The organism is Acidiphilium cryptum JF-5 (assembly GCF_000016725.1).
In the GTDB taxonomy this organism is placed as follows: domain Bacteria; phylum Pseudomonadota; class Alphaproteobacteria; order Acetobacterales; family Acetobacteraceae; genus Acidiphilium; species Acidiphilium multivorum.
Window position 1 is genome coordinate 131,606 of record NC_009468.1, and the last position, 22,845, is coordinate 154,450.

Genomic DNA, 22,845 nt, shown 5'->3' on the forward strand with positions numbered 1-22,845 from the left:
GGCCGGTCAGCTTCGAACGTGTGTGCCGATTGGCACTCGTGAATGTCTACGTCGCTCATGTTGTTGCTTCGCCCTCTATATCTATCCACACCGTTCCGTGATTTGCGTCCCGTGCGATGAGAGTGTGGCCGTCGCCAAGGCTGTAAAACGCGAACAGCTGCGGATCCAGCGAAGGAGAACTGGGCACCAGACAAGGGCTGGGCAACCATCTCCTTCGCTACAGACGGCTATGGGGGGGGACTTCCCACCAATGATCAAGCTGATTTTGGGCGATCGGTGGGCATCTTCTCGGGATCGAACATGGATCGGTTGGTGAGCATGACGCATGCAATGCCCAGCAGGCGATCGGCAACGGTTCTGAGGGCGCGGCCGTGAGAGTGGCCACGTCCTCGGAGGGCGGCGTAGCGGCTGCGACTGCGGGCGTCTGCTGGGTGGCGACGCGGGCCCAGTGATAGACGACGGTTCGCAGGCGACCAGAACATGCCTGACGCATCTCCACACGACAGGATCTGCCGCTCCGCTTTGTGACCGGGGCCACACCGGTCAGGGTGCGCAAAGCCTGGTAATCTCGCGCCTGGAGGGCTTGATGAGCCTCCGCGAGCAGCGTGGCGAGGACAATCCGTCCCACCCCCGGCAAGGAGCGCAGGATTGCCGCGTCGCGCTGTTCGGTATCTTGCCCCGGCTCGGTCTCCGGTCCGGCAAGTTGTTCGACCAGGCCATCGATCCGCTGCAGGACAGTCTTGATCTGCCGATTAACGAGGTTGAGGCGCTCAGCCACGGCCGTGATGTGGACGCGGGCCGCGTCGGCTGTCCCCGGGGCGACAGTCAGCGCCGGCCGACGCAAAATGGCCAGGGCATCGTGTGCGGTGACGCGGCGGATACGATGGGCGGCTAGGACCTTTGCAATCTTCGTTTCGGTCAGGCGCATCGCATGGCAAGAACGATCTTCGCTGTCCTCAGGGACGGATCACGCTATCGGCCACAGGCGACTGCCTGACCGGCTCTCGGAATGGCCAGGGCAAAGTGAGGTGATGGCGAACAAGCGGAGATGAAGAACCAGGACACCCCGATCAATCCGAAGCGCGTCGAGCGCGCTCGATTGAGTGGGACCTGTTCTCCAAGCGGATATTCATCAGGGCGCGCAGCGATCTCGTTGCACATTCAGACGCCGCATACATGACCGCAACCGACCCGTTCACCAAATCCGATCCGACACCTTGACCTGCAGGAGCCATCCATACACGGGTTGAAATCCGGCGAGTATGGCGGGAGGAACAAGAGCGTCGCGCCGGCCTGTTCGATCGAGTTGCGCACGCCGGCGGCCTTGTGCGCCGGCAAATTGTCCATGATCACGAGATCGCCCGGCGTCAGGGTTGGGACCAGCATCTGCTCGACATAGGCGCGGAACACGGCGCCGTTCATGGGGCCGTCGTAGACGAAGGGCGCGGTCATGCCGGAAAGGCGTAGCGCGCCGGTGAAGGTCGTCGCCTTCCAGTGGCCGTGCGGCACGCCGGCCCGGCATCCGGAAGCCAAATAGCAAATAGGAACCTGACTCTGTGGGAGTTTCATGCCCGTTCATGCGGCGCGGACTCGAAACGGCTCTGTTACCACCACCCGTCCGACAATATGTGATGTTGCCATTCGGCACCGGCGAGCCCGCTAGCCGGGTGGAAGACGGAGACGGTGCGGGTTTGGTCGCGATTGCGGCCGCGGGTCCGGAAGGCATCGTATGGCGGACGTTCCCGATCAGGCGGCGTCCTCGTCCTTCATGTGATGCTTGCCAGGCGGTACCGTGTGTTCCAGTACCGCCATCGCCGCGCCCACGCCGCCCTTCCGGTACGGCACACCTGCGAGAGCGAATCCCATCTCCACCCCGGCCAACGTCCCCATCAACATCAGATCGTTGAAATGACCTAGGTGCCCAATCCGGAACACGCAGCCTTTCAGCTTGGCGAGGCCGGTGCCTAGGGACATGTCGAACTTGTTGAGAACGACCTCACGATAGCGGTCCGCGTCATGGCCTTCGGGCATGACAACCGCTGTCAGTGCGCTGGAATACGCATACGGATCGACGCAAAGGATCTCCAGTTCCCAGGCCCTTATCGCTGCCCGCGTCGCCGCCGCATGCCTATCATGACGCGCGAAGACAGAGTCCATTCCCTCCTCCTGCAGCATGGCCAGCGACTCGCGCAGGCCGTATAGCAGGTTGGTGGCTGGGGTGTAGGGCCAGTAGCCGTCAGCGTTGGCAGCGATGATCTCGTGCCAGTCCCAGTAGGAACGCCGGCTCGAGTTGCCCCGCGCTGCGGCGAGCGCCTTGTCTGAGACGGCGTTGAAACCGAGACCCGGCGGTAGCATCAGCCCCTTCTGCGAGCCTCCCACTGTAACATCGACACCCCATTCGTCGTGCCGGTAGTCGATCGAACCAAGGGAGGAGATGGTGTCGACTAGGAACAACGCCGGATGGCGAGCCGCGTCAATCGCCCGGCGGATGTCCGGAATGCGGCTGGTGACGCCGGTAGAGGTCTCGTTGTGCACCACCATTACTGCCTTGATCACATGCCCACGGTCTTCCGCCAGTCTGGCGCCGATCTCTCCAGGGTCGGCGCCGTGCCGCCAGTCACCCGGTATAGTTTCGACCTCGAGCTTCAGTTTTGCAGCCATCCTGCCCCAGAGCGTCGCGAAGTGTCCCGTCTCGGCCACCAGCACTCGGTCGCCCGGAGAGAGCGTGTTCAGGATCGCCGCCTCCCAGGCGCCGGTCCCCGACGAGGGATAGATGATCACAGGATTGCCGGTCCGGAACACAGCCTTGCACCCCTCGATGACCTCGAGGCCAAGACGGCCGAATTCGGGGCCTCGGTGATCGATGGTCGGCATGTCGATCGCCCGAAGCACCCGGTCCGGAACATTGGTCGGGCCAGGGATCTGAAGGAAGTGCCGGCCGGTATGCATGGAATTAACCCAAGTCATTCTCTTCATTCAGCTCCGAGTTGTGACGTTACGGGCCTGCTCACCGCCGAATCTGACTGTTCCTGGTCTATGGGCTTGCTGCCCAGATAGCTGGCCAGCATCGAGCCGATGACCATGTTGAGCATCGCGTTCATCAGCGCCGGCAGTGCCGCAAAGGCGCCAAAATTGAGGCTGGCCAGAACCGCGCCGAGACCGGAGTTGTAAATGCCGACATCGAACATGATGGCGCGAGAATTGGATTCATCAAGGCGTAGCAGCCGAGCGAGAAGGTAGCCGACCGCAAGGTTGATGATGGTGAGAATGGATGTGACGATCGCGATGATCGGCACCCAGTCCAGATTCCGGGCGATCGCGGGCTGTGCCTTGGCAACCAGCCCAAGCGCTAGCGCGTAGAGCAACAAGGCCGAAATCATCGGCAGGACCGGCTGCACAAGCCTGATACGCTGCGCGCCGAGCGTGTAGCGAGCGCCAATGCCGATGATCAGCGGCAATAGGACCATCACCAGCATCTGGTGGAACAAAGCGAAAAAGCTGACCGCAACATATTTGTGGGCGAAGGCGGTCGTGAAGGCTGGCGTCAAGAGCGGTGACAGCAGCGTGTGGATGAAGGTCAAACTGATCGCTAATGCGACGGCACCATTGGAGAGGAAGGTGAAGAGGTTGGAGGTGACACCTGCCGGTGTTGCGCCGTCGAGAATCGTGCCTGCGGCGAGTTGCGGCTGATTTGCGTAGATCAGATGCGCCGCGATGATGGCGGCTAGCGGAACGGTAATCCACTTGATCACGAAGCCAGAAATCAGAGGTTTCGGACGCGTAAAGACCTGTTTGGTCGCCTCGATCGTCAGCGTCAAGCTCATCATCAGGATGACCGCCGCCAGATAATAGATGACGTAGGGCGCGAAGGCGACGAAGACGTGCGGTGCCAGGTAGCCAAGAACCCCGCAGACGACCAGCCAGACGGGCATCATCTTGTTCAGCAGAAGGCTTGCTAACTTCATGTTTCCATTCCCTTGAATTTATTATTGTTGAAGCGTGAATATCAGGCCGCCAGATCCTCTGTATGATTCACTTCTGGCCATGATTATTCAGGAAGATGCACTTCCATGGAGGATCAGAGAATTTTACCGTCCCTTCCAGTCGGGTTGTCGCTTGGTCAGGAAGGCGTCCATGCCTTCTCGAAAATCCTCGCTCATGTAACAGGTGAGGATGAGGTCATTCGCCTCGATGCGCGACAGCCGACTAATCCGATTAAGCGCATCCTTCGTTACCCGCAGCGTGAGCGGCGCGTGCCGCGTCATCGTTTCAGCCAAGGCCGACGCCCTTGCGAGCAAGGTCTCATGATCCGGCAGAACCTCCGAGACGAGGCCGATGCGCTCCGCCTCACCGGCACCGATCAGCCGCGCCGTGAAGATCAGGTCTTTCACACGTGCCGCGCCGATGAGGGCAGCCAGCCGTGCGTAATTTTCGGCTGACAGGCAGTTACCGAGAGTACGGGCGATCGGAAAGCCGAACTTCGCGCTCTCGCTAGCAATCCGGAGATCGCAGACGGCAGCTATCGCAGCGCCTCCGCCGGTGCATGCACCGCTAATCGCGGCGATCGTAGGAGTGGGACAGGTCTCGAGTGCCTGGAGAACGGCATCAATGCGCCGTTCGTAAGCAAGTGCGTCCTCGGGGGTTCGGAAGGCTCGGAACTGGTTGATGTCGGTGCCGGCGGCAAAAGCCTTTTCGCCGCCACCGGTCAGTACCAGCGCCCGTAAATCACCGGTGTCGCCGCAGATTGCCGCCAATCGCTCATACATTGCGAACGTAAGAGCGTTGCGCGAGGCCGGTCGGTTAAAAGTAATGTAGCCGATCTGACCGCGTACCTCGTAGACAAGATCCTCGGATTCCTGAGTGAAGGCACTCATTCGGCGGCCTCCTTGCGCTCGGGCATTGCCGCCTGCGCGGCGCCCGAATCGATCATTCCGTCGATTTCGACTTCGGAGAATCCTGCCTCGCGCAGGACCTCGCGCGTATGCTGACCGTAAGCCGGTGCCGGACGGCGCACATTGGCCGGCGTCGTCGAGAACTTAACCGGCAGCCCGAGGGCGCGCGTGCGGCCGGCCACCGCGTGCTCCGTTTCGACGATCATGCTGCGTGCCTTCACCTGCGGGTCCTCGGCCATCTGCTGGACGGTCAGTACCGGGCCGGCTGGAACCCCCGCCTTGTCGAGCGCCACCAGCCATTCGGCGGATGTCTTCTGCCGGAAGATTGCCTCCAGTCTCGCCTCTAACTCCGACAGATTCTCCATTCGTCCGGCATTCGTCGTGAAGCGCGGATCGGCTGCGAGATCGTCGGCCTGCAACACCGCCAACAGCCTCCTCCAGTTGCCTTCATTGGCTGCACCGACGGTGATCGGATCGTCGCTGGTACGAAAAGCCTGGTAGGGCGCCATAAGCGGATGACCGGAACCAAGTGGACCGGGCGAGGAACCGGTGGCGAAGCTGATCGCTGCATGCCAGTAGAGATAGGTGATCCCTGCCTCGAGCAGCGAGGTGTCCACCATCTGCCCCTCGCCGGTCTGGTTCCGGTAATTGAGTGCCGCAAGAATTCCCATCGCCGCGAGCATCCCGGCGCCGATGTCGGCAATCGGCGGCCCAACCTTCACTGGCGCTCGCCCCGGCCCTTCGCCGGTAACGCTCATCACGCCACTCATTCCCTGGGCGATCAGGTCGAACCCACCACGTTCAGCATATGGCCCGGTGCGGCCAAAGCCAGAGATGCTGCAATAGATCAACCCGCGATTGCGCGCATGCATCGCTTCATAACCGAATCCCATGCGATCGAGCGCGCCTTTGCGATAGTTCTCGATCAGAATATCGCTCGAATCGATCAGGCGGAGCAGAGCGTCTCGCCCCAGCGGCGATTTAAGATTGAGCGCTATACCCCTCTTGTTGCGATTCATCATCATGAACGCCGCAGACTCGCCGGCGACTGAGGGCGGAACTGCCCGCCTGGTATCGTCGCCACCCGGGACTTTTTCGACCTTGATTACCTCGGCGCCCATGTCCGCCAACATCATGCCGCAGACCGGACCAGCCATTACATGCGACAGATCAAGCACCCTGAGGCCCGCAAGTGGTCCGGTGGCATTCGCGGCTTTGCCGTTCGTCATCGGTGGCCATCCTCCGTTTTGCATGCAATAAAATGCATTCCACGGGTACTTGCAAGCTATTAATGTCGATAAGAGGCCATTTTGCATTCATTTGCTCTGCATCGCCTGCTCACACAAGATCGGCTAAATGAGGACGATGGTTCATGAAGATGTCGTCACCTTTATCCGTGAACGCCTGATCGAGGGTGAGATCGCGCCCGGCGCTCGTATTCCCGAACGAGACCTTTGTGCGGCACTGAACGTGTCCCGCACGCCGCTGCGCGAGGCGCTGAAAGTTCTGGCGGCGGAGGGCTATGTTGTCTTGCTACCTAATCGCGGTGCACGCGCTGCGAAGTTGACGGTCCAGGACGTGCGGGATCTGTTCCAACTGTCCGCGGCACTGGAATCGGCCGGCGGAGAACTCGCCTGCCAGCGCATCACCGATCGAGAGATCGCGACGATCGCGGAACAGCACGCAACCATGGCGAGTTATTTCGCGAGAGGAGATATGCAAGCTTATTATGCGTGCAATCGAGCCATCCATGAGGCGATCATGGCAGCCTCGGGAAATGCGGCGATGATTAATGTCTATGAAAGTGTCAGCGCCCGGATCCGCCGCGCGCGCTACATTGCCCCGATGACGGAGGCGCACTGGCGCGAAGCGTTCCTCGAGCATGAGGCCATGCTGAATGCCCTCACCCGACGTGATGGCCCAATGCTGGCGATGATTCTGAAAACCCATCTCCGCCACAAAGCACAGGAAGTCGAACGCGCTGGCTTCGCCGCTGATTGAGACAGGGCGTTCGGCGGTGGAGGACACCGGATCGAAGGGAGGGTGCCCACAATCGCAGCCTGACAGAGCAGACAACCCTACTCAGGAGACCTGCTCCGACACCACAACACGGGACACGATCCGGGAGTCGCAAGTTCAAGGGATCAGTACGGTACACCGTCCTTGTGAGTAAACTGCCCTTTTCCATCGTCTCCCATGGCAGCCTCTATGTCATCCGACGGATAGCTTACAGCATCGTCAGATGACCGGTCGCCTACCTCCAGGATCGCGCAAACCTGTGACGTCTGGTTTTCCAGATGGTGCGCAGAGCTCGAGGCGGGAAAGCCCGCAACCATCCCTGGCAGGAGCTTCATCTCACCAGTATCTGTAAACATGGTCGGCTCGCCCTCAAGAACATAGATAAACTCGTCCTGCCGAGAATGCCGATGGTGAAGAGTGGATATCGCACCTGGTTCAGTGACAAAGCGACGCGTCAAGTGGCTCACTCAAGTCTCTTGCGTCCGGTCAACATCGACTGAACGAGATTTTCCCGGTGAACGACACTTGCAGCGCCAACGCCGAGCACATGCAGGCCGATCAGGGTGAGAGTCAGATTGGCAAGAAAATTGTGCAGATTCTCAAAGAGTTCTTCATTCCCATTTTCGCCCACTACTGTGCCTCTCTGTCCGGGACGGGCATACTCCGTGTCGCCATTGGCATAAGCCCGCTGTATCAGGACGATTGGCGACTGGGCTAGCGGCCCTTTGCCTTCTGCACCGTATACGACGAGTCCGGTACCGATGGTTCCCAAAAGGCTCAGCATCAATGCGATCACCATCACACCGCCGGCCGGACTGTGCCCGATATAGCGCTTCGCATTGCCACGTATCAAACATACGAGATACCGTACCACGGTGATCGGGTTGTAGATGAAGTCGGCAAATCGGGCGTATCGTGGACCGGCGAAACCCCAGATGATCCGGATCGCGAGGATGGCGCCGATAACATAACCTCCCCAGACATGGAGGGCGCTAACATTATCACCTTCGTCCTCAGCCGTAACGTAGGAAATGGCGAAGGCTAGGACAATCGCCCAATGCCCGAACCGAATGAAGGGATCCCACACTCGTATCGTCGGCTTCACCTTGTCTGATGACATCGATTTGTTCTCGGTTTCGACCAGATATGGAAATCGGACAGATAGTCGCGCTGGATTGAGGACGAGCGCATTGATCTGCCTCAACCTGTTATCTGTAGTGAAACGACACCAGTCCTAATGTCACGCGGCGGTTTTGACCGACCTGCGCTTAGCCTCGCTCTCCTGCACCTGTTTGAGCTGGACACCAGCAAATACCCGTGCGGCTTCGGGAACTCATGCGGGTTTGACGGCGCATTGTGGGGCGTGATTTCACCTCGAAGTGGGTCTCGGAGGCCGCGATGGCGCCGCAATTCCGTTGCCTCGACGGATTTATCCCATGGCTCAGGCACGTTGATGGAAGACAAGCCGGTCGAAATTATAGGCGATATTGGCCAGGATGAGTTTCGCCATTGCCCGCGCGATGCCGATGGTGCGGATGAACAGGCCGAACCTGTTCTTCTGGTGGGCGAAGACGTGTTCGACATGGGCACGGATCGCCGATTTCGCGGCATTGGCCCGCACGATATTGTGCGGCATCGGCTTGCCCGCCGGCTTGCGCCTGTGGATGCGGCTGACCAGCATCCTTAAAGCCAGCCCTGTCTCATTCTTCTGCGAGCGATAGGCGCTGTCCGCCCAGACCCCCGAGGAGGTGTTGCCCGTCGTCACCAACCGCGGCAGCATCCGCCCATCCGCCTGCACGGCCGAGGTCAAAGCACTCTCCCGGATGAAGCCGAAGCGTCGGTCGACGGCGATGTGGGATTTGTAGCCGAACACCGGCAGTGCGATCTGAGGCAGTGACGTGCCGTCCGACCGATATCGGATCTTGCCGCCCATCTTCAGTGTCCACCGTGCATCCATGTCTTTCTGGGCCGCCTTGTTCGGCTCATTCGGCCAGATCTCACGCCCTGTCTTACCGGCCTTGATCGCTTCCTTCTCCACCTCCGTGTTCCGCTGCTTCGGCGCCGACACCAGGGACGCATCGACGATCTGGCCCGACATCGGGATGTAGCCGTTCTTCTGCAACTGCCAGTCGAACGCCTTCATCACCTGCTTCAACGTACCGGTCTCGGTCAGTTTGTTCCGAACAACCAGATCGTGTTCTCGTCCGGCGTCGGCCCGCCGAGATCAAAGCGCAGGAAGCGAATCAAGGGCAGGCGGTCCCGGATCATAAACCGGAGCCAACTCTCCCGGGAGCGCGGTCGATGTTCGGGCGCCGTGGTATTGATTATGCCAATAGCCACCGCGGTCGCGCAGGCGGCAAAGGCGTAGAACGGGCGCCAGCCCCAGGAGCCGGAGATGAATGCGGGCAAAAGACGCGACAACAAGATCCCCAACATCAATCCGCTCACGACATTTCCAACGACCCATCCCCGCCGCGCGTCGGGCGTCACGGTCGCGATCAGCGGTATCAAAACCTGGATCGCACACGAGGCGGTACCTGCGGCGAAGGCCGCTGCAAGAAGCACCACAAAGCTCTGTGCGGTGGCACAAATCAGAAGCGCAACCGCCTCTGCAGCAAGGAGCCTAATCATAAACCGCCGGGTCTCGATAATATCGGCAAGGGGAACCAAGCACACCAGTCCGACAGCATAGCCATGCAGACTCGCGGCCGCCGTGAGGCCGGTCTCTGCTCCTCCCAGCGAGAAATCCCGGGCAACCGTGGCCACAATCATTTGGCCGGCAAAGAGAGGCTGAACGATCAGACGAACAGTCGCTCCAAATGCTGCCTGCAACGACAAAGACGGATTTCGTGGCTGCTCAAGGACCGCGCAAGCGTCACCAGTCATCGGACCGCAGCCTGATAGCGCGCAAACAATTCGGCATCTTCCATCGAGCCGTGGTGATGGAGCTGCCGCCACCGGCCATCAACGCGCACATACCACCGGCTCGTGCGAATCTTCAGATCGAGCGTGGTATCTCCAGCGACGAGGCGGCCTCGCTCGCGGCCGACGGCGAGGAAGGCATCGCTTAGCTCGTGCAGGGAATAGTCGAAGAACTCCACTGTCACGGCCGCCCGCCCGGTGAAGATGCGTTCGTAGACCGGGCCGATCTCCTGCCACCCGCGCCGAATGCCTCCCAGCGGATTATCCATCGACGCTTCTTCTGTCTGCAGCCAGTTGCGGACCATCATGTCGACATCGCGCGCGTTGAAGGCCCGGTAGAACTCGGCCAGGGCACCAAGCGGCGTCGAAGGATCGATCGGATTTTCCTGCCCGGTCACAGGCACGCTGATTACGTCGAGCATGTCAATTCTCCCATCTCTGTCGATGAGAGTGAAGGCTAGTGGATCCCATTGAGTGGGATAATATGATAAAAACATGAATGACTATCCCAATTATTGGAATAATCGAGTGCCCTCCTTGTCCGACTACGAAACCTTCGTCGCCATCGTGGAGGCCGGCAGCCTGACAGCAGCATCGCGTCGGATGAACCGGTCGCTTCAGTCTGTGAGCCGGGCACTTGCGAACATCGAAAGGGATACGGGCGCAAATCTCGTGCGGCGCACAACCAGGAGCATGCAACCGACAGATGCAGGTCTGGTTTTCTATGGGCGTATCAAGGAAGCGTTGTCCGATATCGCGGCCGCCCACACTGAGGCTGCGGAACTCACGCGCGAGATCGCCGGTACCCTTCGCATCGGATCGTCCACCCTCTTTGGGCCAACCTATGTTGTCCCTACCATTGCCGCCTTCATGCGTCGCCATCCGGCAGTCGCAATTCAACTGGTGCTTGAGGATAGCTTCCAAGACCTACTCAAGGCCGAACTCGATCTCGCCATCCGGATTGGAGAGCTTTCCGACAGCCGCGCGATGGCGACGCGTGTTGGCGCGTTACGTCGTGTTGCCTTTGCGGCCCCCGAATACCTGCTGAAACACGGCCGCCCCAAGGTCCCTGGAGATCTCAGAGCACATTGCTGCGTCATCAGGACGCTCACAAAGTCTCCTCAGCGCTGGACCTTCGAGAGCGCTGGCAAGCCAGAGACCATCCCGGTAGCCGCGTGCTTCAGCTCCGACAACGCTGGCGCCTGCAATGAGGCGGTCGCAGAAGCCGTCGGTATCGGCATTGCGCCGCTCTGGCAAATCGCTGGCATGCTGGAAACCGGACGCGTGGAGCTAATCCTGACCGAATACGAGCCACCACCGACGCCTGTCCACGTTGTCTGGCCGCAAGCGTCTTTGCTACCGACCCGAACGCGGGCGTTCATCGACTTCCTCGCGGCACGACTGAGATCAGGTTTGAGGGCTCTTCGATGAGCGCCCTCAAGGCGACCGTATCGAATCTTGCGGTGCGTCGGCGTGCCGTTGATCAGACTGATAAGCTTCATGTCATAGGCATTGACGATTTCGCTTACCGGCGGGGCCAGAGCTATGGGACGATCATTTGCGATCTGGAGCGCCGGAAGCCTGTTACCCTATTGCCGGACCGAGCGCTGGAGACGTCTCGAGCCTGGCTTGCCAAACGCCCTTCGATATCGATTGTTGCCCGTGACCGGGGCAGCGGATATGGGGAGGTGATTGCAAAAGGGCTGCCGCCTAAAAGTCCAAACGCAGCGTAATCGGCTTCTTCATGGCAAACACCTTGCGTTCGCCAAACCTCGAATCATGCGTGGACGGCCCATTGAGTTCAAGTAGGCATTGCAAGCTTTGATGACGGTTCGAAAGCGATCATGCGTTCGGCCTGTTAAGTTATATAGTAGGATAAAATCACTACTTTAACACGATAGCATCCGCGCGCAGGTAGGGTCCATATCGCAAGGGGGAGAAGATCCATGCATGTCTTCGTAACGGGCGCCACTGGGTTCATCGGGGCGGCCGTCGCCGCCGATCTGCTGGCCGCGGGCCACAGCGTGACCGGCCTTGCCCGCTCGGCCGAGAAGGCAAAGGCCCTGGCCGAAACCGGCGCCGAGGTGCTGATGGGCAACGTGAACGACCTCGACCTCCTGGCCCGGACCTGCGGCAAGATCGATGCCGTCGCACACCTGGCCTTCAACCACGATTTCACCCGCTTCAAGGAAAACTGCGAGGACGACCGCAAGGTGATCCACGCCATGGGTCAGACGCTGGTAGGCACGGGCAAGCCTATGGTCGTCACCAGCGGCATTCCCGCCGCGCCGGGGCGAGCCTCGGTCGAGACGGACAGCCATCCGGGCAGCGATGTGATGCCCCGCGCGGCCAGCGAGGAAGCGGCGCACGAGGCATTGGCTGCCGGCGCCAACATGGGCATCATCCGTTTGCCGCAGGTTCATGACACGGCGCATTTCGGGCTGATCACCTTTTTCGCGCAGGTCGCGCGGCAGAAGGGGTTCGTCGGCTACGCTGGGGACGGATCGAATCTCTGGCCCGCCACTCATGTCAGCGACGCGGCGCGGGTCTACCGCCTTGCTCTGGAACGGGCCGCGCCGGGGGCCGTCTATCACGCCGCGGCCGAGGCGGGCGTGCCCGCGATCGAGGTATCCGAGGCGCTGGCGAAGGGCATGGGCCTGCCGGTGCGCGCCCTCGATGACGCCGAGGTCGAGGGCTACTTCGGCCCGCTGACGCATTTCTCCCGTTTCAATATCCTCGCGTCCAGCGACTGGACGCGCGAGGTGCTGGGATGGCAGCCCACCGGCCCCGGCCTGCTGGAGGATCTGAGGCGGATCGAGGACTTCGCGTAGCTGGCCGACCGCGCCGCATCTTCGTCACGCGTTCAGCAGGGTCGTGCCTGGTCTTTATCAGGCAGGCGCTGGAGACCCGTTGGTTCCTTACGCGATCCGGCGACTCGCTGAAAACGCCACCTACTGTGCCTCGGCCTGGTCGGGTTTGGCAAAGGCCGTGGCGATGAAGGCGGAGACCACCCTACGGTTGCTCTTGCCTGTGTGGGCGAGCGCATTGCGCTGGAAATGCCAAGGACGCAGGCGGGCCGTTTCCTGGCGAAAACTCCCATCTCACTCCGGCGCCCTTCTTCAGCTGGGCCTGCAGCCCGTCGACGATGGCCTGCCGGTCATCCCTGTCCTTTTCCGCCTCGGCCTCATTGACCGGGACGATGTAGCGCTGGGCCGCCTTGCCCTTGCCAATCCAGACCTCTTTTACCCAGAGCTGGGTATCGCCATGCTGGCGATCGAGCGCCAGCGGGACGATCGAGGCCATGTCGTTCAGGACAACGTCGCGGATCACTCGGCTCGTGCGCTCGCGCACGCTGGGGATGTATTCCATCCCCAGCGCTTCCAGTGCCGCGATGGTATCGGAGCTGATCATGCCGCGGTCGGCGACCACGCAGGCGCGGGTGATGCCGATCCGCAACCGTCCATTCCGGAATCGGCCCCCGATTAGCCTCCGTCATCGTGTCTCGTTGTGGCTTACTAGGGGGGATTTCGCCAGCAGGTGCAGGGGACGCGGCTCCTGCGAGCCTTGGTCCCACCGAACTATCGTGCGGCCTTGCTGCGAGACACGGGGTCATTTCGCACGTTTTGAGCAAACGATCGCGCCGATGGTGTAACCGGGCCAAGGCAAGAGCCGTCCACACACGCCCCATTCATGCTGATTAAGCAAAATCCCTATTTATTATCGGAATTTCCTCCGTACGTATTTGTTTGGCGTCGAACTGAACAAGTGGGTTGGCCTTAAAATGTTCCTGTATGACTTTGACGAAAACAGCGACGTTGGCAGACGCAATGCGCCGCCCCTTGTAGGTCACACTGACCGTCAGGGGCGGCGGCGTGAACTCGTGCGGAATGAGCGTGAGATGCCCGGCGCGCACGGCGTCCCAGACCTGGTAGCGTTGATGCCGTACCGGCGGTCGACGGGCATCTGGCTGGTGATCAGAGTGGATTGGCGTTGATGGCGGTCGTCTACGCTCTCGCAGAGGTGGCGGCGCTGGCCGTCATCGGGTTTCTCCGACCCCTAGTCGTTGATGATCGGCCTCCGGCCTGCCTGCCTGACGGATCCGATCGAGGCTGATCCTGGTCTCGCGGATCGCGGCATCGGCTGCCGCCATGGCCTCTTCCAGATCGCTGAAGTCGAACGCGAGCCGGGGCAGGACGCCACCGGATGGCGCCGGCGGAAGCTCGGCGGGCGGCGCGGGCTGCGGCATTTCGCGCTCGATCCGGGGACGCCCCCTCCCCCGCCCCGGCTGCGGCCGGCGTGGCGGCGCCACGTAGTCGCGCATCCGGCCCATGCCCGACAGGCCGAAGAGCCGGCGCTTGCTGCGGTGGGTCAACTCGACGACCAGCCCGGCCTCGAGCAGTTCGCCGAGCAGGGCGTGGGCGTTCGCCACGTTCATGCCGAGCCGATCGGCGAGCGATTTCGCGGAGATAATCGGGGTTGCCGCCAGGATATCGATCGCCTTGGCGGCCCGGCTGTTCTTGCGCCGCTTGCCGATCGAAGCGCGCGCGACCTGCCATGCCCGATCGAGATCGCGGAGGAGGTCCTGGGCGGCCGCGGCCTCGTTCGCCAGTGCGTGGAGCAGAAGCGGGATCCAGCTCTCCCGGTCGAAGGGAAGGTCGCCGGCGAGCGCCTGCGGCCCGGTGATCGGCACCGGAAGGTGCAGCAGTCCGCTCTGCTGCCAGAAGCGGATGAGTGCGCCCCGCAATGGAGCTCGTCTCCCGCCCCCGGCCAGCCAGGCATGGGCCGCGTGCGCCGCGCCGAGCAGCGGGGAGGCGCGCTCGACATCGCGCTCGATTGCCTTCATCGCCACCTGGATCTCGCCTTCCTGATCAAAATCGGGCTCGACGATCCACTGGTGCATCGAGAGCGCGTGTCGGGCCGCATCGAAGATGTCGCCCCGCTCGGCGAGGCTCAGCCACGGGTCCATGCGGAGCCGGACGCCCTCGAGCAGGGCCGCGAGATGCCACGGCTCGATCAACTGCCCGTCCACCATCGCCTGGCGGCGCACCGCATCGAGGCGAAACCGGTAGAGGAAGGCGCCGCGGAGCGGGTGCATCGAGAGGGCCTGGTCGAGCCGGGCAAAGGCGCCGGCCGCCCGCTCAAGTGCGATCATCAGCCGCTGCTGGGCGGACATCTCAGGGTGATCCATGAGACGCACCACCACCTGCAAGGACGTCACTTACACATCTCGTCCGTAGCCTCCGGGGGACCGCTCCCATCCCCCCGAGGCCCAAATGCCCAGTTTCTCCCCCAGCCGCGACGCGATCGAGGTCCAGCTCGCGACCAGCCGTGACCTCGCCGATCTGGCCTACGAGATCCGCTACGAGGCGTATCGCGCGAGCGGCTATATCGGCGAGCGCGCCGATGGGTTGTTCAGCGATAAGGAGGACACGCGCGCGAACGCCCAGACCGCCGTGGTATTTCGCGACGGTATTCCGTCCGGCACGGTGCGCACCCTCCTCCTCGACCCGGGCTCCGACAACCCCGACTTCCACTACATCCCGGCGCTCGACATGTTCGGGCCGGAGATCCGCGAGCTTCTCGCCGTCCGCGGGACCGCGGCGCGCCCGGCCACCGCAATCGAGGCCACCAAGCTGGCCCTGGCGAGCCATGCGGAGCGGGATATCGCGGTGCTGCAGGCCCTCTTCCGGACGGTTCGCTATCTCGTCCACGCGCATGACACGAATGTCGTGTTCAACGCGGTCAAGCATCATCACATGCCGTTCTACCGCCGCCTCGGCTACCGCAAGATCGAGGATCCACGCCCCTATCCTGGACTCGCTGTCCAGACCGGGCTGATGGCGTGCTTTCGTGAGGAATTCGCGGATACGGTCGACCGCGTGCCGTTCATGAGCGGCCTCTCCGTCACCGACCCGACCTGCCAGGCGCTGCTCGCCGGCCACCGGGTGCAGATCTTCTCGACCGGTCGGCCCGAGGCGCGGCCGGCGCTCGAAACCCCGAACCGCCTCGGGCGCGCCGCGCCGGCGCCGGACCCTGATGCGGATCAAGAGCCGGGCCCGGGCTGAGCGGAAAGCTGCGAAAATCCCCGAACGGAAAATCAATATTTTAGTCCGTATTTTTTCTCCATATTCAGTATAGCACAAAATAACCGTCTTTTTTAGGGGCCTATCAAGCTTTTTTAATCGATTTCCTGATAACTCCGGTTGTCGATACTACGGAAATTTCATAGGGTTCCGAGCGCAAAACCGACCGATTCGCGCTCAGGAGAGGCCACTCGTGCCCGATGACACCGAATTCGCACCGCAAGACCGCCCCGACGCGCCATCGGCCGGCAGCCTGGTGCCCTCCCCGCCCCCGCTCGCCGGCGACGGGCACGCGGTCCGGCGCTGGTTCAGCGAGATCGAGGACGAACCGGTCCCGGTGGCCGATGGCACGCTCGCCGGCGCCCGCAGCGCCGCCAGCGCCTATGCCCGTCGGGCCAAGGCGGACAACACCAGGCGGGCCTACCGCGCGGCGGTGCGCGTCTGGTGCCTCTGGTGCGACCGCCACGGGCTGACGCCCCTCCCCGCCTCCGGCGCGGATGTCGCCGCCTTCCTCGCCGATGAGCGCGGCCGCGGCGTCTCGACCGAAACGCTCAAGCTCCGGCGCGCCGCCATCCGCTACCTGCATCGCCTCGCCGGCTGCCCGGTGCCCACCGATGATGCCTGCGTCGCCGAGACCATGGCGGGCATCCAGCGTGACGCCGCCTCCCGTGGCGAGATCCGCCGCAAGAAGGTGGCGGCGACGGCGACGGTGATCCGCCGGCTGCTGGCACCGATCGGCGATACCGAGCTGACTGACCTGCGCGACCGCGCGCTGATCCTGGTCGGCTTCGCCGGCGCGCTGCGGCGCTCGGAACTCGCCGGCATCAGGATCGAGCACCTGACACCGTCAGAGCGGGGACTCCGCCTGACCCTGCCGCAGACAAAAGGGAGCCAGGCCGAGGCGGTCACCGTCGCCCTGCCCTACGGCGATACCGAACTCTGTCCGGTGCATGCCCTTGAGCGCTGGCGGGTCGCCGCGGGGCTGCAGCGGGGCCCGTTGTTCCGTCGGATCTGGTCTCCGCCATCCGGCCGCAAGGGGCGCGAGCGGACCGCGCCGCCTGGGCCGGTCATCGGCGAGCGGGCCCTCACCCCGCAAAGCGTGGCCCTGATCATCCAGCGCCGGGCCATGGCGGCCGGGTTCGGCCGGCGCGACCTGGGCGGGCACAGCCTCAAGCGCGGGGCGCTGACCACCGGGATGGAGCGCGGCGTCCATCCGGCGCGCCTGAAGCGGCTCGGCCGCCACAAGAGCTATGACGTGCTCGGGGAGTACCTGGAGTTCGGCGACCTGTTTGACGGGCACCCGCTGGATGGGGTGCTCTAAATCCGTCTCCTAGCTCAATGCCGCGGCGCAAGTATGCGCGGGTCGTACAGCCATTTCCGGCGCTTGTGAAACTCTATTTTGCGGGCACCTGGATGGGTCGGGTTGATGAGGACGTTCAGCTCCTCGGGAACGATAACGGATGGGACGAATAATGCCGCCGATCTTTTGTCCCGGACCCAAGTGGTTCCCAAGTCGATACTCACCTTCCCGGGAGGCTCCGCATCCCACCCCACAGGCAGCGATGCCTCATCATATGTCTCTGCCGATCTGACCAGATCATCCGGGATGATGATCTCGACCAGATATCGGTTCAGCGGCAAACCGCTCCCGTTCAGATGCACCACAGTTTCGAGGCAAGCCAGCGCGCGCGAGGATGCTGCGTAAACCATTGGGGTGCCAACGTCATTCCAGCGTCCGCCCGTGATCTCCGCCCCCTTTCCGCTCCTGTCGTCCGCCGTATAATCCCGAGTGTCTGTCCCGATCCTCCAGAAACTCGCGGTCACGCATAGGCCCCGCTCTGAATGCGGGACAATGCCTGTGAGACGAGGGCTTGCCCCGCCATCGTGTCAAGCAATTTGATAGGCATCTGACCGCCGAGCGCTGGCAATGGCTCGCGCAACCAGCGCGAGAGCCATTCTGCGGCGTTAAATCCCTCTGGATCACCGGATTCCTTCACCATCGCCTCGACCTGCCCCACCAGTCGCGCAATACCGGCAATGCGCTCGCTCTCATCGGCCGGCAGATTCTTCGCCTGGGCGACCTTTCGATTCAGGGTGGCTACACTCAGGTTGAGCGCACGGAGCAAAGTGTCCTGCTCGATCCTGAGATCACCTGCGATCCGCTTTACGGTGAGCGCGGGAATCCCCCTCCTGATCATCTCGATTTGGCGCATAGGCGCCTGATAAAAGTATTCCAGGTAGGACACATCGGTCCCACCTTTTGCCGCCGGGGATCCGGGTGATGTCATGGGAACCTTAAGCGCGCGAGATGTCTTGGGGGCCTTGTGCGAAGGCTTGTTTGCCTTCGGACCTGAAGGTGTTCTGGTCGCGGCTTTGCTCACAGTCGTGGTAACCATGACGATACTCCTTTGCGCAATAATTTAGCGCATTTGCGCATTTGTTCAACATCCCCGCCACGAAGTCAGAGATCCAACACGTTCCTTACAGACCCGGCGGCTATTCTGACCGGACCGATCCCCGACGATCGTCCGACAGGAGAGTCCGCCTTGGCCCAGAACAAGCCGCCGCGATTCATCGCTGAACTCGAGGTTGCGCAGGGGCACGCCTCCTTCTCGATCCACGTGTCTGTCCGCGCCGCATCTGCCGCGCCGGAGGACACTGCGTCGACCCACCTTCTCCCCGCCGGTGACCCGCAGAGGGCGATCCTGACCGAAGCGATTTCCGCCCTCCGCCAGACGCCCGAAGGCGCGCGGGTCGAGCTGCGGACGAACAGCGACTATCTGACCGACGGCATTCTTCGCTGGCGTAGCGGCTGGGAGCGCCGGAACTTTCAGACCGCGAAGGGCAGGCCCGTCGCTCTCGCCGACGTCTGGAAGACCCTGTTCGCCGAAGTCGACGCCCGGCAGGTCCGTGCGGTGCTGGGCACCTCAACGACAAAGAGCCGGGAAGCGACGCACCATGCTCATGACGCCATCTCCGTCGCGGACCATGCGCAACAGATGAGCTGATCCGCCGGGTGAAGGGACCATCAACGCCTCCGGCGTCCGATCCCGACACCGATGATCTCGGTACGCCCCCTCACCCACCCTCTTGGCCGGCCGCCCGTTCCTTTCACGTCCAGTCGCTATGCTGGCGATGGAACAACCGGTGGCGCCGTCATGAACTCAATATCCCCCTCCCCGCTCGTCCGTAACCAGCAGCTCGTCGTCAACCTGTTCGGCGGTCCCTGCGCCGGCAAGTCGAGCCTGGCGGCGATCCTGTTCGGGCGTCTGAAGCGCGAGCACTACGAGGCGGAGCTCGCCGTCGAGTTCGCCAAGGACCTCGCCTTCGAAAACCGGCGCGACGCGCTGAAATGCCAGATCTACGTCCTCGGCAACCAGTACTGGCGCATCCAGCGCGCCTTCTCCGGCGGCGCCCAGATCGTGGTGACCGACAGCCCCTGCCTGCTGTCTTGCGCCTACCAGACCAGCCCCGGCATCGAGGCCGCGGCACTGGAGGCGCATTTCGCGTACCCCTCACTGAACCTCTTCGTCGACCGCTCGGAGCGATACAGCGCCTATGGCCGCGTCCACGAGCGCGACCAGGCCGAACAGATCGACGAACGCATCATCGGGATCCTGAACCGGTTCAGCATCCCCTTCACCCGCGTCTCGATCGAGCATGGCGAACAGCAGGCGGTCGCGATGGTGCTGGAGCAGGCACGACGGGCAGCAGAGACAATCGGGGCGGAGCCGCTAAGCAGCTTCGACCATGATAATGCCCCCCTCCCCTGCTAGGCCCAGCCACCCCATGGATGCGTGCATCGCGCTGCGTGCATCACCCATCACGCAGCACGCCTAACCAGGTCCTGCCATCTCGCCTGCCACGGCGAACAGCCATGAAGATCGCACTACGCATCACGCATCGTTCCTCACGGCGCACGGTGCACGCATCACGATGCACGACTCGTGATGCGTCAGGCACGCATCACGCCCGCCCATCAGGATCCGGCCAGATCCGCCTCCCCTCGGAATATGTTTCAATTCAATGGGATAGACCCAAAAAGACAGACTCACGCATCACGCTGCATAAATCACGCTTCATGCACCACGCATCTCGCATCACCGGATTACCACCCACGAGCCGGATCAAGCGGCAATTTGATGCACGCACCACGCATCGTGATGCATCATGCCATCAGATCACATGAACAAGCAGGTCCAACACACTGATCCAAGCCTATAACGCATGGCCTGCGCATCGTGCATCACGCATCCCGCATCACCAATTAATTCAAAAACAGATTTGAATTTCTTGACAGCCATCCGATGCGTGGTGCACGCATCGTGTATCACGAGTCACGCGTCACGGCTCGCGTCTTTGCGGGTCGGGCGCGAGCAGAGGGAAGGGGACATTGATGCGTGCATCACCAATCACGATGCAGTGCGAGCGGCCATGAAGCGGATTGCCCTGGTGCAGCAGAAGGGCGGGGCCGCGAAAACGACCCTGTGCGTCCACCTCGCAGTAGCAGCAGATCAGGCGGGGACGCGGACCGCCATCATCGACACCGATCCGCAGGCAAGCGCATCAGCGGTCTGGGGGCAGGCGAGGGGGGATAGGACCCCGCCGGTCGCCCCGGTCCTGGCTGCTGAGCTGAAGGAGGCGATGGACGCGGCCGAGGCTGATGGCTTCCAGCTGATATTCGTCGACACCCCGCCACACACGGCGCCCGCGCTCGAGGTGGTCGCGCGGAACATCGACCTCGCCCTCGTGCCGGTGCAGCCATCAATCCTCGATGTTGCTGCCACCCAGGCCACACTTGACCTGCTGCGCGCGAACCGGGTGCCATCGGTCGCGGTGCTGACGAGAACCTCTCCCAGACCGGACGAGGAAATCGTCGAGACGGTCAGAGCCCTGAGAGATCTCGAACTGCCTCTACTGAACACCCGCATCGTCGAGCGGAAGGTCTACCGCCGGGCCCTGACCCAGGGGCAGGCCGTCGGCGAGTTCGAACCCACCAGCAAGGCCGCGCGGGAGATCCGACAACTCTGGAAGGAGATCGCGGTCCTGGATGCGATCCAGCTCAAGCCCGCCACAGCACAGAAGAGGAGGTCGTAATGTCGGCACCCCCAAAGCGCAGCTTTTCGAGCTTCGTGAAGCGTACGCCAGATCATCTCACCGAGGCTGGCGGACGTCATGACCAGGCGCCCGCGGGACGCCCCGATCCGGCACAGGCGCCCGCCTCACACTCGAGGCCGGCCGAAGCGGGTTGGCCCGAGGAGCGCCAACCGACCCCGGCGCAGAGCGAACGGCCCGAGGTAGACGAAACAGGGGAGGGGGGTGATGGCCGGCAGAGGGTACGCACATCCACTGGACGTGTTCGAACCTATTCCGCTTCACGGAGCCTGCCGGGGGTCACGTTGCGGCTTTCGGAGGAAAGGTGGGAGCGGCTCAAGCTGCTTTCCGTCCAGGAAAGGCGGCCCATCCAGGAGATCCTCGGCGAGGCCATGGACGCCTACATGCGAGGGCGAGGGCTCAGATGGTAGCGGATGATGCGTGCTTCGTGATGCACGCATCATCCGCTACCGAGTCGCGTGGTCGGGAGATCGCTCCGACTCGAATTGTCCACAATATCCACATGGGATTTCCTGACTTCGCGCTGCACAACTGATGCAATCCACAGATGAGCACGGTTTTCCACGGGGATTTTTCAACCGAAGCATGGGATTTTCCGACCAAAAAACGAGTCGCCCCGTGGGAATTCCTGACCATACTACTAATAGAATCAAACTAAATACTAATAGCTCGGTCGAGAAATCCCACTCGAAAACGGTCAAGAAATCCCACAATACTTTGGTCAGAAAATCCCACAATTTGCAGGTCAGAAAATCCCACAGTTGACATCGACTCGATGAGAAGGCGAAAAGTCGCTTTGGAGGGTGGCTATGATCAATCGCCTGGACCAGAACGTCGCACAGCTGGTGCTCGATTATGGCAGTGAGAGGGCCCGGGAAATCGTCGGTCCCCGCTACCGCGCGCTTGTGGATATCGCCAACGAGGTGCTGACAGACGAGCGTCAGCAGATCGGCATCTCGTATTCCGGGTTCTGCCTGACCAGTCTGCCCCACAAGCGGCTTTCCGACAGCGCCGTGTGGCAGCGGAAGGGGCACAAGGTTACCCTGCTCGTCGAACCCGGGGTAATGCGCTCCAAGGGCCGCACGGTCCTGTATGGCGTCCCGTTCGGGGCTCGAGCCAGGATGATCCTCCTCTACCTCCAGACTCAGGCGATCCGGACGAACAGCCGCGAGATCGAGCTCGGCCGGTCCATGAGAACCTGGATGGAGCGCATGGGGATCGCCATCGGGGGAGAGACGACACGAGCCCTGAGGGAACAGGCGGCGCGGATATCGGCCTGCAGCCTCAAGTTCTTCTGGGAAGGCGACGGCGCCGAGGGATGGACCAGGGGCGGGATCGTCTCATCCGGCCTTCGCTTCAAGAGCGTGGTTGATGACGACGACCAGGGGAAGCTGTGGGACGACCGCGTCGTGCTGGACGAGACGTTCTGGCGTGCGCTGAAGGACCATCCTGTTCCCCTGCAGGAGGCTGCAATCCGGGCTCTTGCCCACCGCTCCCTGGCGCTTGACGTCTACATCTGGCTTGCCTGGCGCTGCCACGAGATCAAGGGGCCGACGGACATATCCTGGATCTCACTGGACGCGCAATTCAACACGACAGGTCGGCCGCTGAAGTACTTCAAGCCCCTGTTCACGGACGCTCTGCGAGCGGCCATGGCGGCCTATCCCGACTGCCGGCTGGATGTGGAGGATCGGGGCATTACCCTCCGGCCCTCCAGGCCGCCAGTGCTCAAGCTGATGACATAGGGGCGCAGCTCCGTGGGATTTCCTGACCAATCGGGGATTTCCTGACCAAAATGGGATTTCCCGACCGGA

General features: G+C 62.2%; 23 protein-coding genes and 3 pseudogenes. 11 read left to right on the forward strand and 15 right to left on the reverse strand.

Annotation, left to right across the window (positions count from 1 at the left end; all coding sequences use genetic code 11):
- Nucleotides 1-217 precede the first annotated feature (217 nt).
- Nucleotides 218-628: an IS110 family transposase gene (locus ACRY_RS20040; protein ID WP_231295217.1), complete on the reverse strand. Its 411-nt coding sequence runs from the start codon at nt 626-628 to the stop codon at nt 218-220.
- On the opposite strand from ACRY_RS20040, the gene ACRY_RS20045 reads away from it, so the two are divergent.
- Complete coding sequence (locus tag ACRY_RS20045) at nt 587-895, forward strand: hypothetical protein (protein WP_043508914.1); 309 nt, start codon at nt 587-589, stop codon at nt 893-895. The genes ACRY_RS20040 and ACRY_RS20045 overlap by 42 nt on opposite strands.
- Before the next feature lie 347 nt (nt 896-1,242).
- On the opposite strand, the pseudogene ACRY_RS01460 reads toward ACRY_RS20045, so the two are convergent.
- The 5 genes and pseudogenes from ACRY_RS01460 to ACRY_RS01480 all read right to left on the reverse strand — a co-directional run.
- A pseudogene (locus ACRY_RS01460) lies at nt 1,243-1,521 on the reverse strand (transposase); the annotation flags it as partial.
- Between the two features lie 225 nt (nt 1,522-1,746).
- Nucleotides 1,747-2,949: a pyridoxal-phosphate-dependent aminotransferase family protein gene (locus tag ACRY_RS01465; protein WP_011930629.1), complete on the reverse strand. Its 1,203-nt coding sequence runs from the start codon at nt 2,947-2,949 to the stop codon at nt 1,747-1,749.
- 23 nt (nt 2,950-2,972) lie between these two features.
- Complete coding sequence (locus ACRY_RS01470; protein ID WP_011930628.1) at nt 2,973-3,965, reverse strand: bile acid:sodium symporter family protein; 993 nt, start codon at nt 3,963-3,965, stop codon at nt 2,973-2,975.
- Nucleotides 3,966-4,088: 123 nt separating this feature from the next.
- Nucleotides 4,089-4,874, reverse strand: a complete 786-nt coding sequence (locus ACRY_RS01475; protein ID WP_011930627.1) for an enoyl-CoA hydratase/isomerase family protein — start codon at nt 4,872-4,874, stop codon at nt 4,089-4,091.
- Entirely contained in the window at nt 4,871-6,121 is a 1,251-nt protein-coding gene (locus ACRY_RS01480; RefSeq protein ID WP_011930626.1) for a CaiB/BaiF CoA transferase family protein, read from the reverse strand. The genes ACRY_RS01475 and ACRY_RS01480 overlap by 4 nt, the downstream gene beginning before the upstream one ends.
- Nucleotides 6,122-6,248: 127 nt before the next feature.
- Between ACRY_RS01480 and ACRY_RS01485 the strand changes: the two genes are divergently transcribed.
- Nucleotides 6,249-6,893, forward strand: a complete 645-nt coding sequence (locus ACRY_RS01485; RefSeq protein ID WP_011930625.1) for a GntR family transcriptional regulator — start codon at nt 6,249-6,251, stop codon at nt 6,891-6,893.
- A gap of 143 nt (nt 6,894-7,036) precedes the next feature.
- Here the strand turns inward: ACRY_RS01485 and ACRY_RS18590 are convergent, their stop codons facing one another.
- From ACRY_RS18590 to ACRY_RS01505, 5 genes are all read right to left on the reverse strand, one after another.
- Complete coding sequence (locus tag ACRY_RS18590) at nt 7,037-7,378, reverse strand: cupin domain-containing protein (RefSeq protein ID WP_081432834.1); 342 nt, start codon at nt 7,376-7,378, stop codon at nt 7,037-7,039.
- A complete protein-coding gene (locus tag ACRY_RS01490) occupies nt 7,375-8,115 on the reverse strand; it encodes a cytochrome b/b6 domain-containing protein (protein ID WP_231295209.1) in 741 nt (246 codons plus the stop codon). The genes ACRY_RS18590 and ACRY_RS01490 overlap by 4 nt, the downstream gene beginning before the upstream one ends.
- Nucleotides 8,116-8,352: 237 nt before the next feature.
- Nucleotides 8,353-9,033: a transposase gene (locus ACRY_RS01495; RefSeq protein ID WP_231295210.1), complete on the reverse strand. Its 681-nt coding sequence runs from the start codon at nt 9,031-9,033 to the stop codon at nt 8,353-8,355.
- A gap of 47 nt (nt 9,034-9,080) precedes the next feature.
- The gene (locus ACRY_RS01500) at nt 9,081-9,797 is read right to left on the reverse strand and encodes an MFS transporter (RefSeq protein WP_011930622.1); all 717 of its coding nucleotides are present in this window, start codon (nt 9,795-9,797) and stop codon (nt 9,081-9,083) included.
- On the reverse strand, nt 9,794-10,255 hold the full coding sequence (locus ACRY_RS01505; RefSeq protein ID WP_050751073.1) for a YybH family protein: 462 nt from the start codon (nt 10,253-10,255) through the stop codon (nt 9,794-9,796). The genes ACRY_RS01500 and ACRY_RS01505 overlap by 4 nt, the downstream gene beginning before the upstream one ends.
- Nucleotides 10,256-10,328: 73 nt before the next feature.
- Here ACRY_RS01505 and ACRY_RS01510 point away from each other — a divergent pair, with 73 nt between their 5' ends.
- From ACRY_RS01510 to ACRY_RS01515, 3 genes and pseudogenes are all read left to right on the forward strand, one after another.
- The gene (locus ACRY_RS01510) at nt 10,329-11,264 is read left to right on the forward strand and encodes a LysR family transcriptional regulator (protein ID WP_011930620.1); all 936 of its coding nucleotides are present in this window, start codon (nt 10,329-10,331) and stop codon (nt 11,262-11,264) included.
- Nucleotides 11,265-11,296: 32 nt separating this feature from the next.
- A pseudogene (locus ACRY_RS18595) lies at nt 11,297-11,542 on the forward strand (transposase); the annotation flags it as partial.
- A gap of 237 nt (nt 11,543-11,779) precedes the next feature.
- Nucleotides 11,780-12,664 (forward strand): NAD-dependent epimerase/dehydratase family protein, encoded by an 885-nt coding sequence (locus ACRY_RS01515; RefSeq protein WP_011930619.1) that lies wholly within the window; start codon nt 11,780-11,782, stop codon nt 12,662-12,664.
- Between the two features lie 280 nt (nt 12,665-12,944).
- On the opposite strand, the pseudogene ACRY_RS18600 reads toward ACRY_RS01515, so the two are convergent.
- Both ACRY_RS18600 and ACRY_RS01525 read right to left on the reverse strand, forming a co-directional pair.
- Nucleotides 12,945-13,292: pseudogene (locus ACRY_RS18600) on the reverse strand (hypothetical protein); the annotation flags it as partial.
- A 577-nt stretch (nt 13,293-13,869) separates the two neighbouring features.
- Nucleotides 13,870-15,021, reverse strand: coding sequence for a hypothetical protein (locus ACRY_RS01525; protein ID WP_011930617.1), 1,152 nt, complete (start codon nt 15,019-15,021; stop codon nt 13,870-13,872).
- Nucleotides 15,022-15,106: 85 nt separating this feature from the next.
- On the opposite strand from ACRY_RS01525, the gene ACRY_RS20050 reads away from it, so the two are divergent.
- Both ACRY_RS20050 and ACRY_RS01535 read left to right on the forward strand, forming a co-directional pair.
- Nucleotides 15,107-15,898, forward strand: coding sequence for an N-acyl amino acid synthase FeeM domain-containing protein (locus tag ACRY_RS20050; RefSeq protein WP_011930616.1), 792 nt, complete (start codon nt 15,107-15,109; stop codon nt 15,896-15,898).
- Nucleotides 15,899-16,109: 211 nt separating this feature from the next.
- On the forward strand, nt 16,110-17,237 hold the full coding sequence (locus ACRY_RS01535; protein WP_011930615.1) for a site-specific integrase: 1,128 nt from the start codon (nt 16,110-16,112) through the stop codon (nt 17,235-17,237).
- A 14-nt stretch (nt 17,238-17,251) separates the two neighbouring features.
- On the opposite strand, the gene ACRY_RS18610 is transcribed toward ACRY_RS01535, so the two are convergent.
- The gene (locus tag ACRY_RS18610; protein ID WP_081432835.1) at nt 17,252-17,740 is read right to left on the reverse strand and encodes an RES family NAD+ phosphorylase; all 489 of its coding nucleotides are present in this window, start codon (nt 17,738-17,740) and stop codon (nt 17,252-17,254) included.
- Nucleotides 17,737-18,312 carry an antitoxin Xre-like helix-turn-helix domain-containing protein gene (locus ACRY_RS01540; protein ID WP_011930614.1) on the reverse strand — a complete coding sequence of 192 codons (576 nt, stop codon included), beginning with the start codon at nt 18,310-18,312 and terminating at the stop codon, nt 17,737-17,739. The genes ACRY_RS18610 and ACRY_RS01540 overlap by 4 nt, the downstream gene beginning before the upstream one ends.
- A gap of 150 nt (nt 18,313-18,462) precedes the next feature.
- Here ACRY_RS01540 and ACRY_RS18070 point away from each other — a divergent pair, with 150 nt between their 5' ends.
- The 4 genes from ACRY_RS18070 (at nt 18,463) to ACRY_RS01560 (ending at nt 22,776) form a co-directional block, all read left to right on the forward strand.
- Nucleotides 18,463-18,924, forward strand: coding sequence for an RNase H family protein (locus ACRY_RS18070; protein WP_011930613.1), 462 nt, complete (start codon nt 18,463-18,465; stop codon nt 18,922-18,924).
- 150 nt (nt 18,925-19,074) lie between these two features.
- On the forward strand, nt 19,075-19,692 hold the full coding sequence (locus tag ACRY_RS01550) for an ATP-binding protein (protein ID WP_011930612.1): 618 nt from the start codon (nt 19,075-19,077) through the stop codon (nt 19,690-19,692).
- Nucleotides 19,693-20,350: 658 nt separating this feature from the next.
- Nucleotides 20,351-21,013 (forward strand): ParA family protein, encoded by a 663-nt coding sequence (locus ACRY_RS01555; protein WP_011930611.1) that lies wholly within the window; start codon nt 20,351-20,353, stop codon nt 21,011-21,013.
- Nucleotides 21,014-21,840: 827 nt separating this feature from the next.
- A complete protein-coding gene (locus ACRY_RS01560; protein ID WP_011930610.1) occupies nt 21,841-22,776 on the forward strand; it encodes a replication protein RepA in 936 nt (311 codons plus the stop codon).
- The last annotated feature ends 69 nt before the right edge of the window (nt 22,777-22,845 follow it).

Bases quoted from the DNA above. Each gene is read 5' to 3' on its own strand.
- ACRY_RS01505 (WP_050751073.1), bottom strand. From the start codon at position 10,255: ATGCTCGACGTAATCAGCGTGCCTGTGACCGGGCAGGAAAATCCGATC.
- ACRY_RS01480 (WP_011930626.1), bottom strand. From the start codon at position 6,121: ATGACGAACGGCAAAGCCGCGAATGCCACCGGACCACTTGCGGGCCTC.
- ACRY_RS01475 (WP_011930627.1), bottom strand. From the start codon at position 4,874: ATGAGTGCCTTCACTCAGGAATCCGAGGATCTTGTCTACGAGGTACGC.
- ACRY_RS01515 (WP_011930619.1), top strand. From the start codon at position 11,780: ATGCATGTCTTCGTAACGGGCGCCACTGGGTTCATCGGGGCGGCCGTC.
- ACRY_RS20045 (WP_043508914.1), top strand. From the start codon at position 587: ATGAGCCTCCGCGAGCAGCGTGGCGAGGACAATCCGTCCCACCCCCGG.
- ACRY_RS01550 (WP_011930612.1), top strand. From the start codon at position 19,075: ATGAACTCAATATCCCCCTCCCCGCTCGTCCGTAACCAGCAGCTCGTC.
- ACRY_RS01525 (WP_011930617.1), bottom strand. From the start codon at position 15,021: ATGGATCACCCTGAGATGTCCGCCCAGCAGCGGCTGATGATCGCACTT.
- ACRY_RS01540 (WP_011930614.1), bottom strand. From the start codon at position 18,312: ATGGTTACCACGACTGTGAGCAAAGCCGCGACCAGAACACCTTCAGGT.
- ACRY_RS01485 (WP_011930625.1), top strand. From the start codon at position 6,249: ATGAGGACGATGGTTCATGAAGATGTCGTCACCTTTATCCGTGAACGC.
- ACRY_RS01560 (WP_011930610.1), top strand. From the start codon at position 21,841: ATGATCAATCGCCTGGACCAGAACGTCGCACAGCTGGTGCTCGATTAT.
- ACRY_RS01465 (WP_011930629.1), bottom strand. From the start codon at position 2,949: ATGCATACCGGCCGGCACTTCCTTCAGATCCCTGGCCCGACCAATGTT.
- ACRY_RS01555 (WP_011930611.1), top strand. From the start codon at position 20,351: ATGAAGCGGATTGCCCTGGTGCAGCAGAAGGGCGGGGCCGCGAAAACG.
- ACRY_RS01500 (WP_011930622.1), bottom strand. From the start codon at position 9,797: ATGACTGGTGACGCTTGCGCGGTCCTTGAGCAGCCACGAAATCCGTCT.
- ACRY_RS20050 (WP_011930616.1), top strand. From the start codon at position 15,107: ATGCCCAGTTTCTCCCCCAGCCGCGACGCGATCGAGGTCCAGCTCGCG.
- ACRY_RS01470 (WP_011930628.1), bottom strand. From the start codon at position 3,965: ATGAAGTTAGCAAGCCTTCTGCTGAACAAGATGATGCCCGTCTGGCTG.
- ACRY_RS01510 (WP_011930620.1), top strand. From the start codon at position 10,329: ATGAATGACTATCCCAATTATTGGAATAATCGAGTGCCCTCCTTGTCC.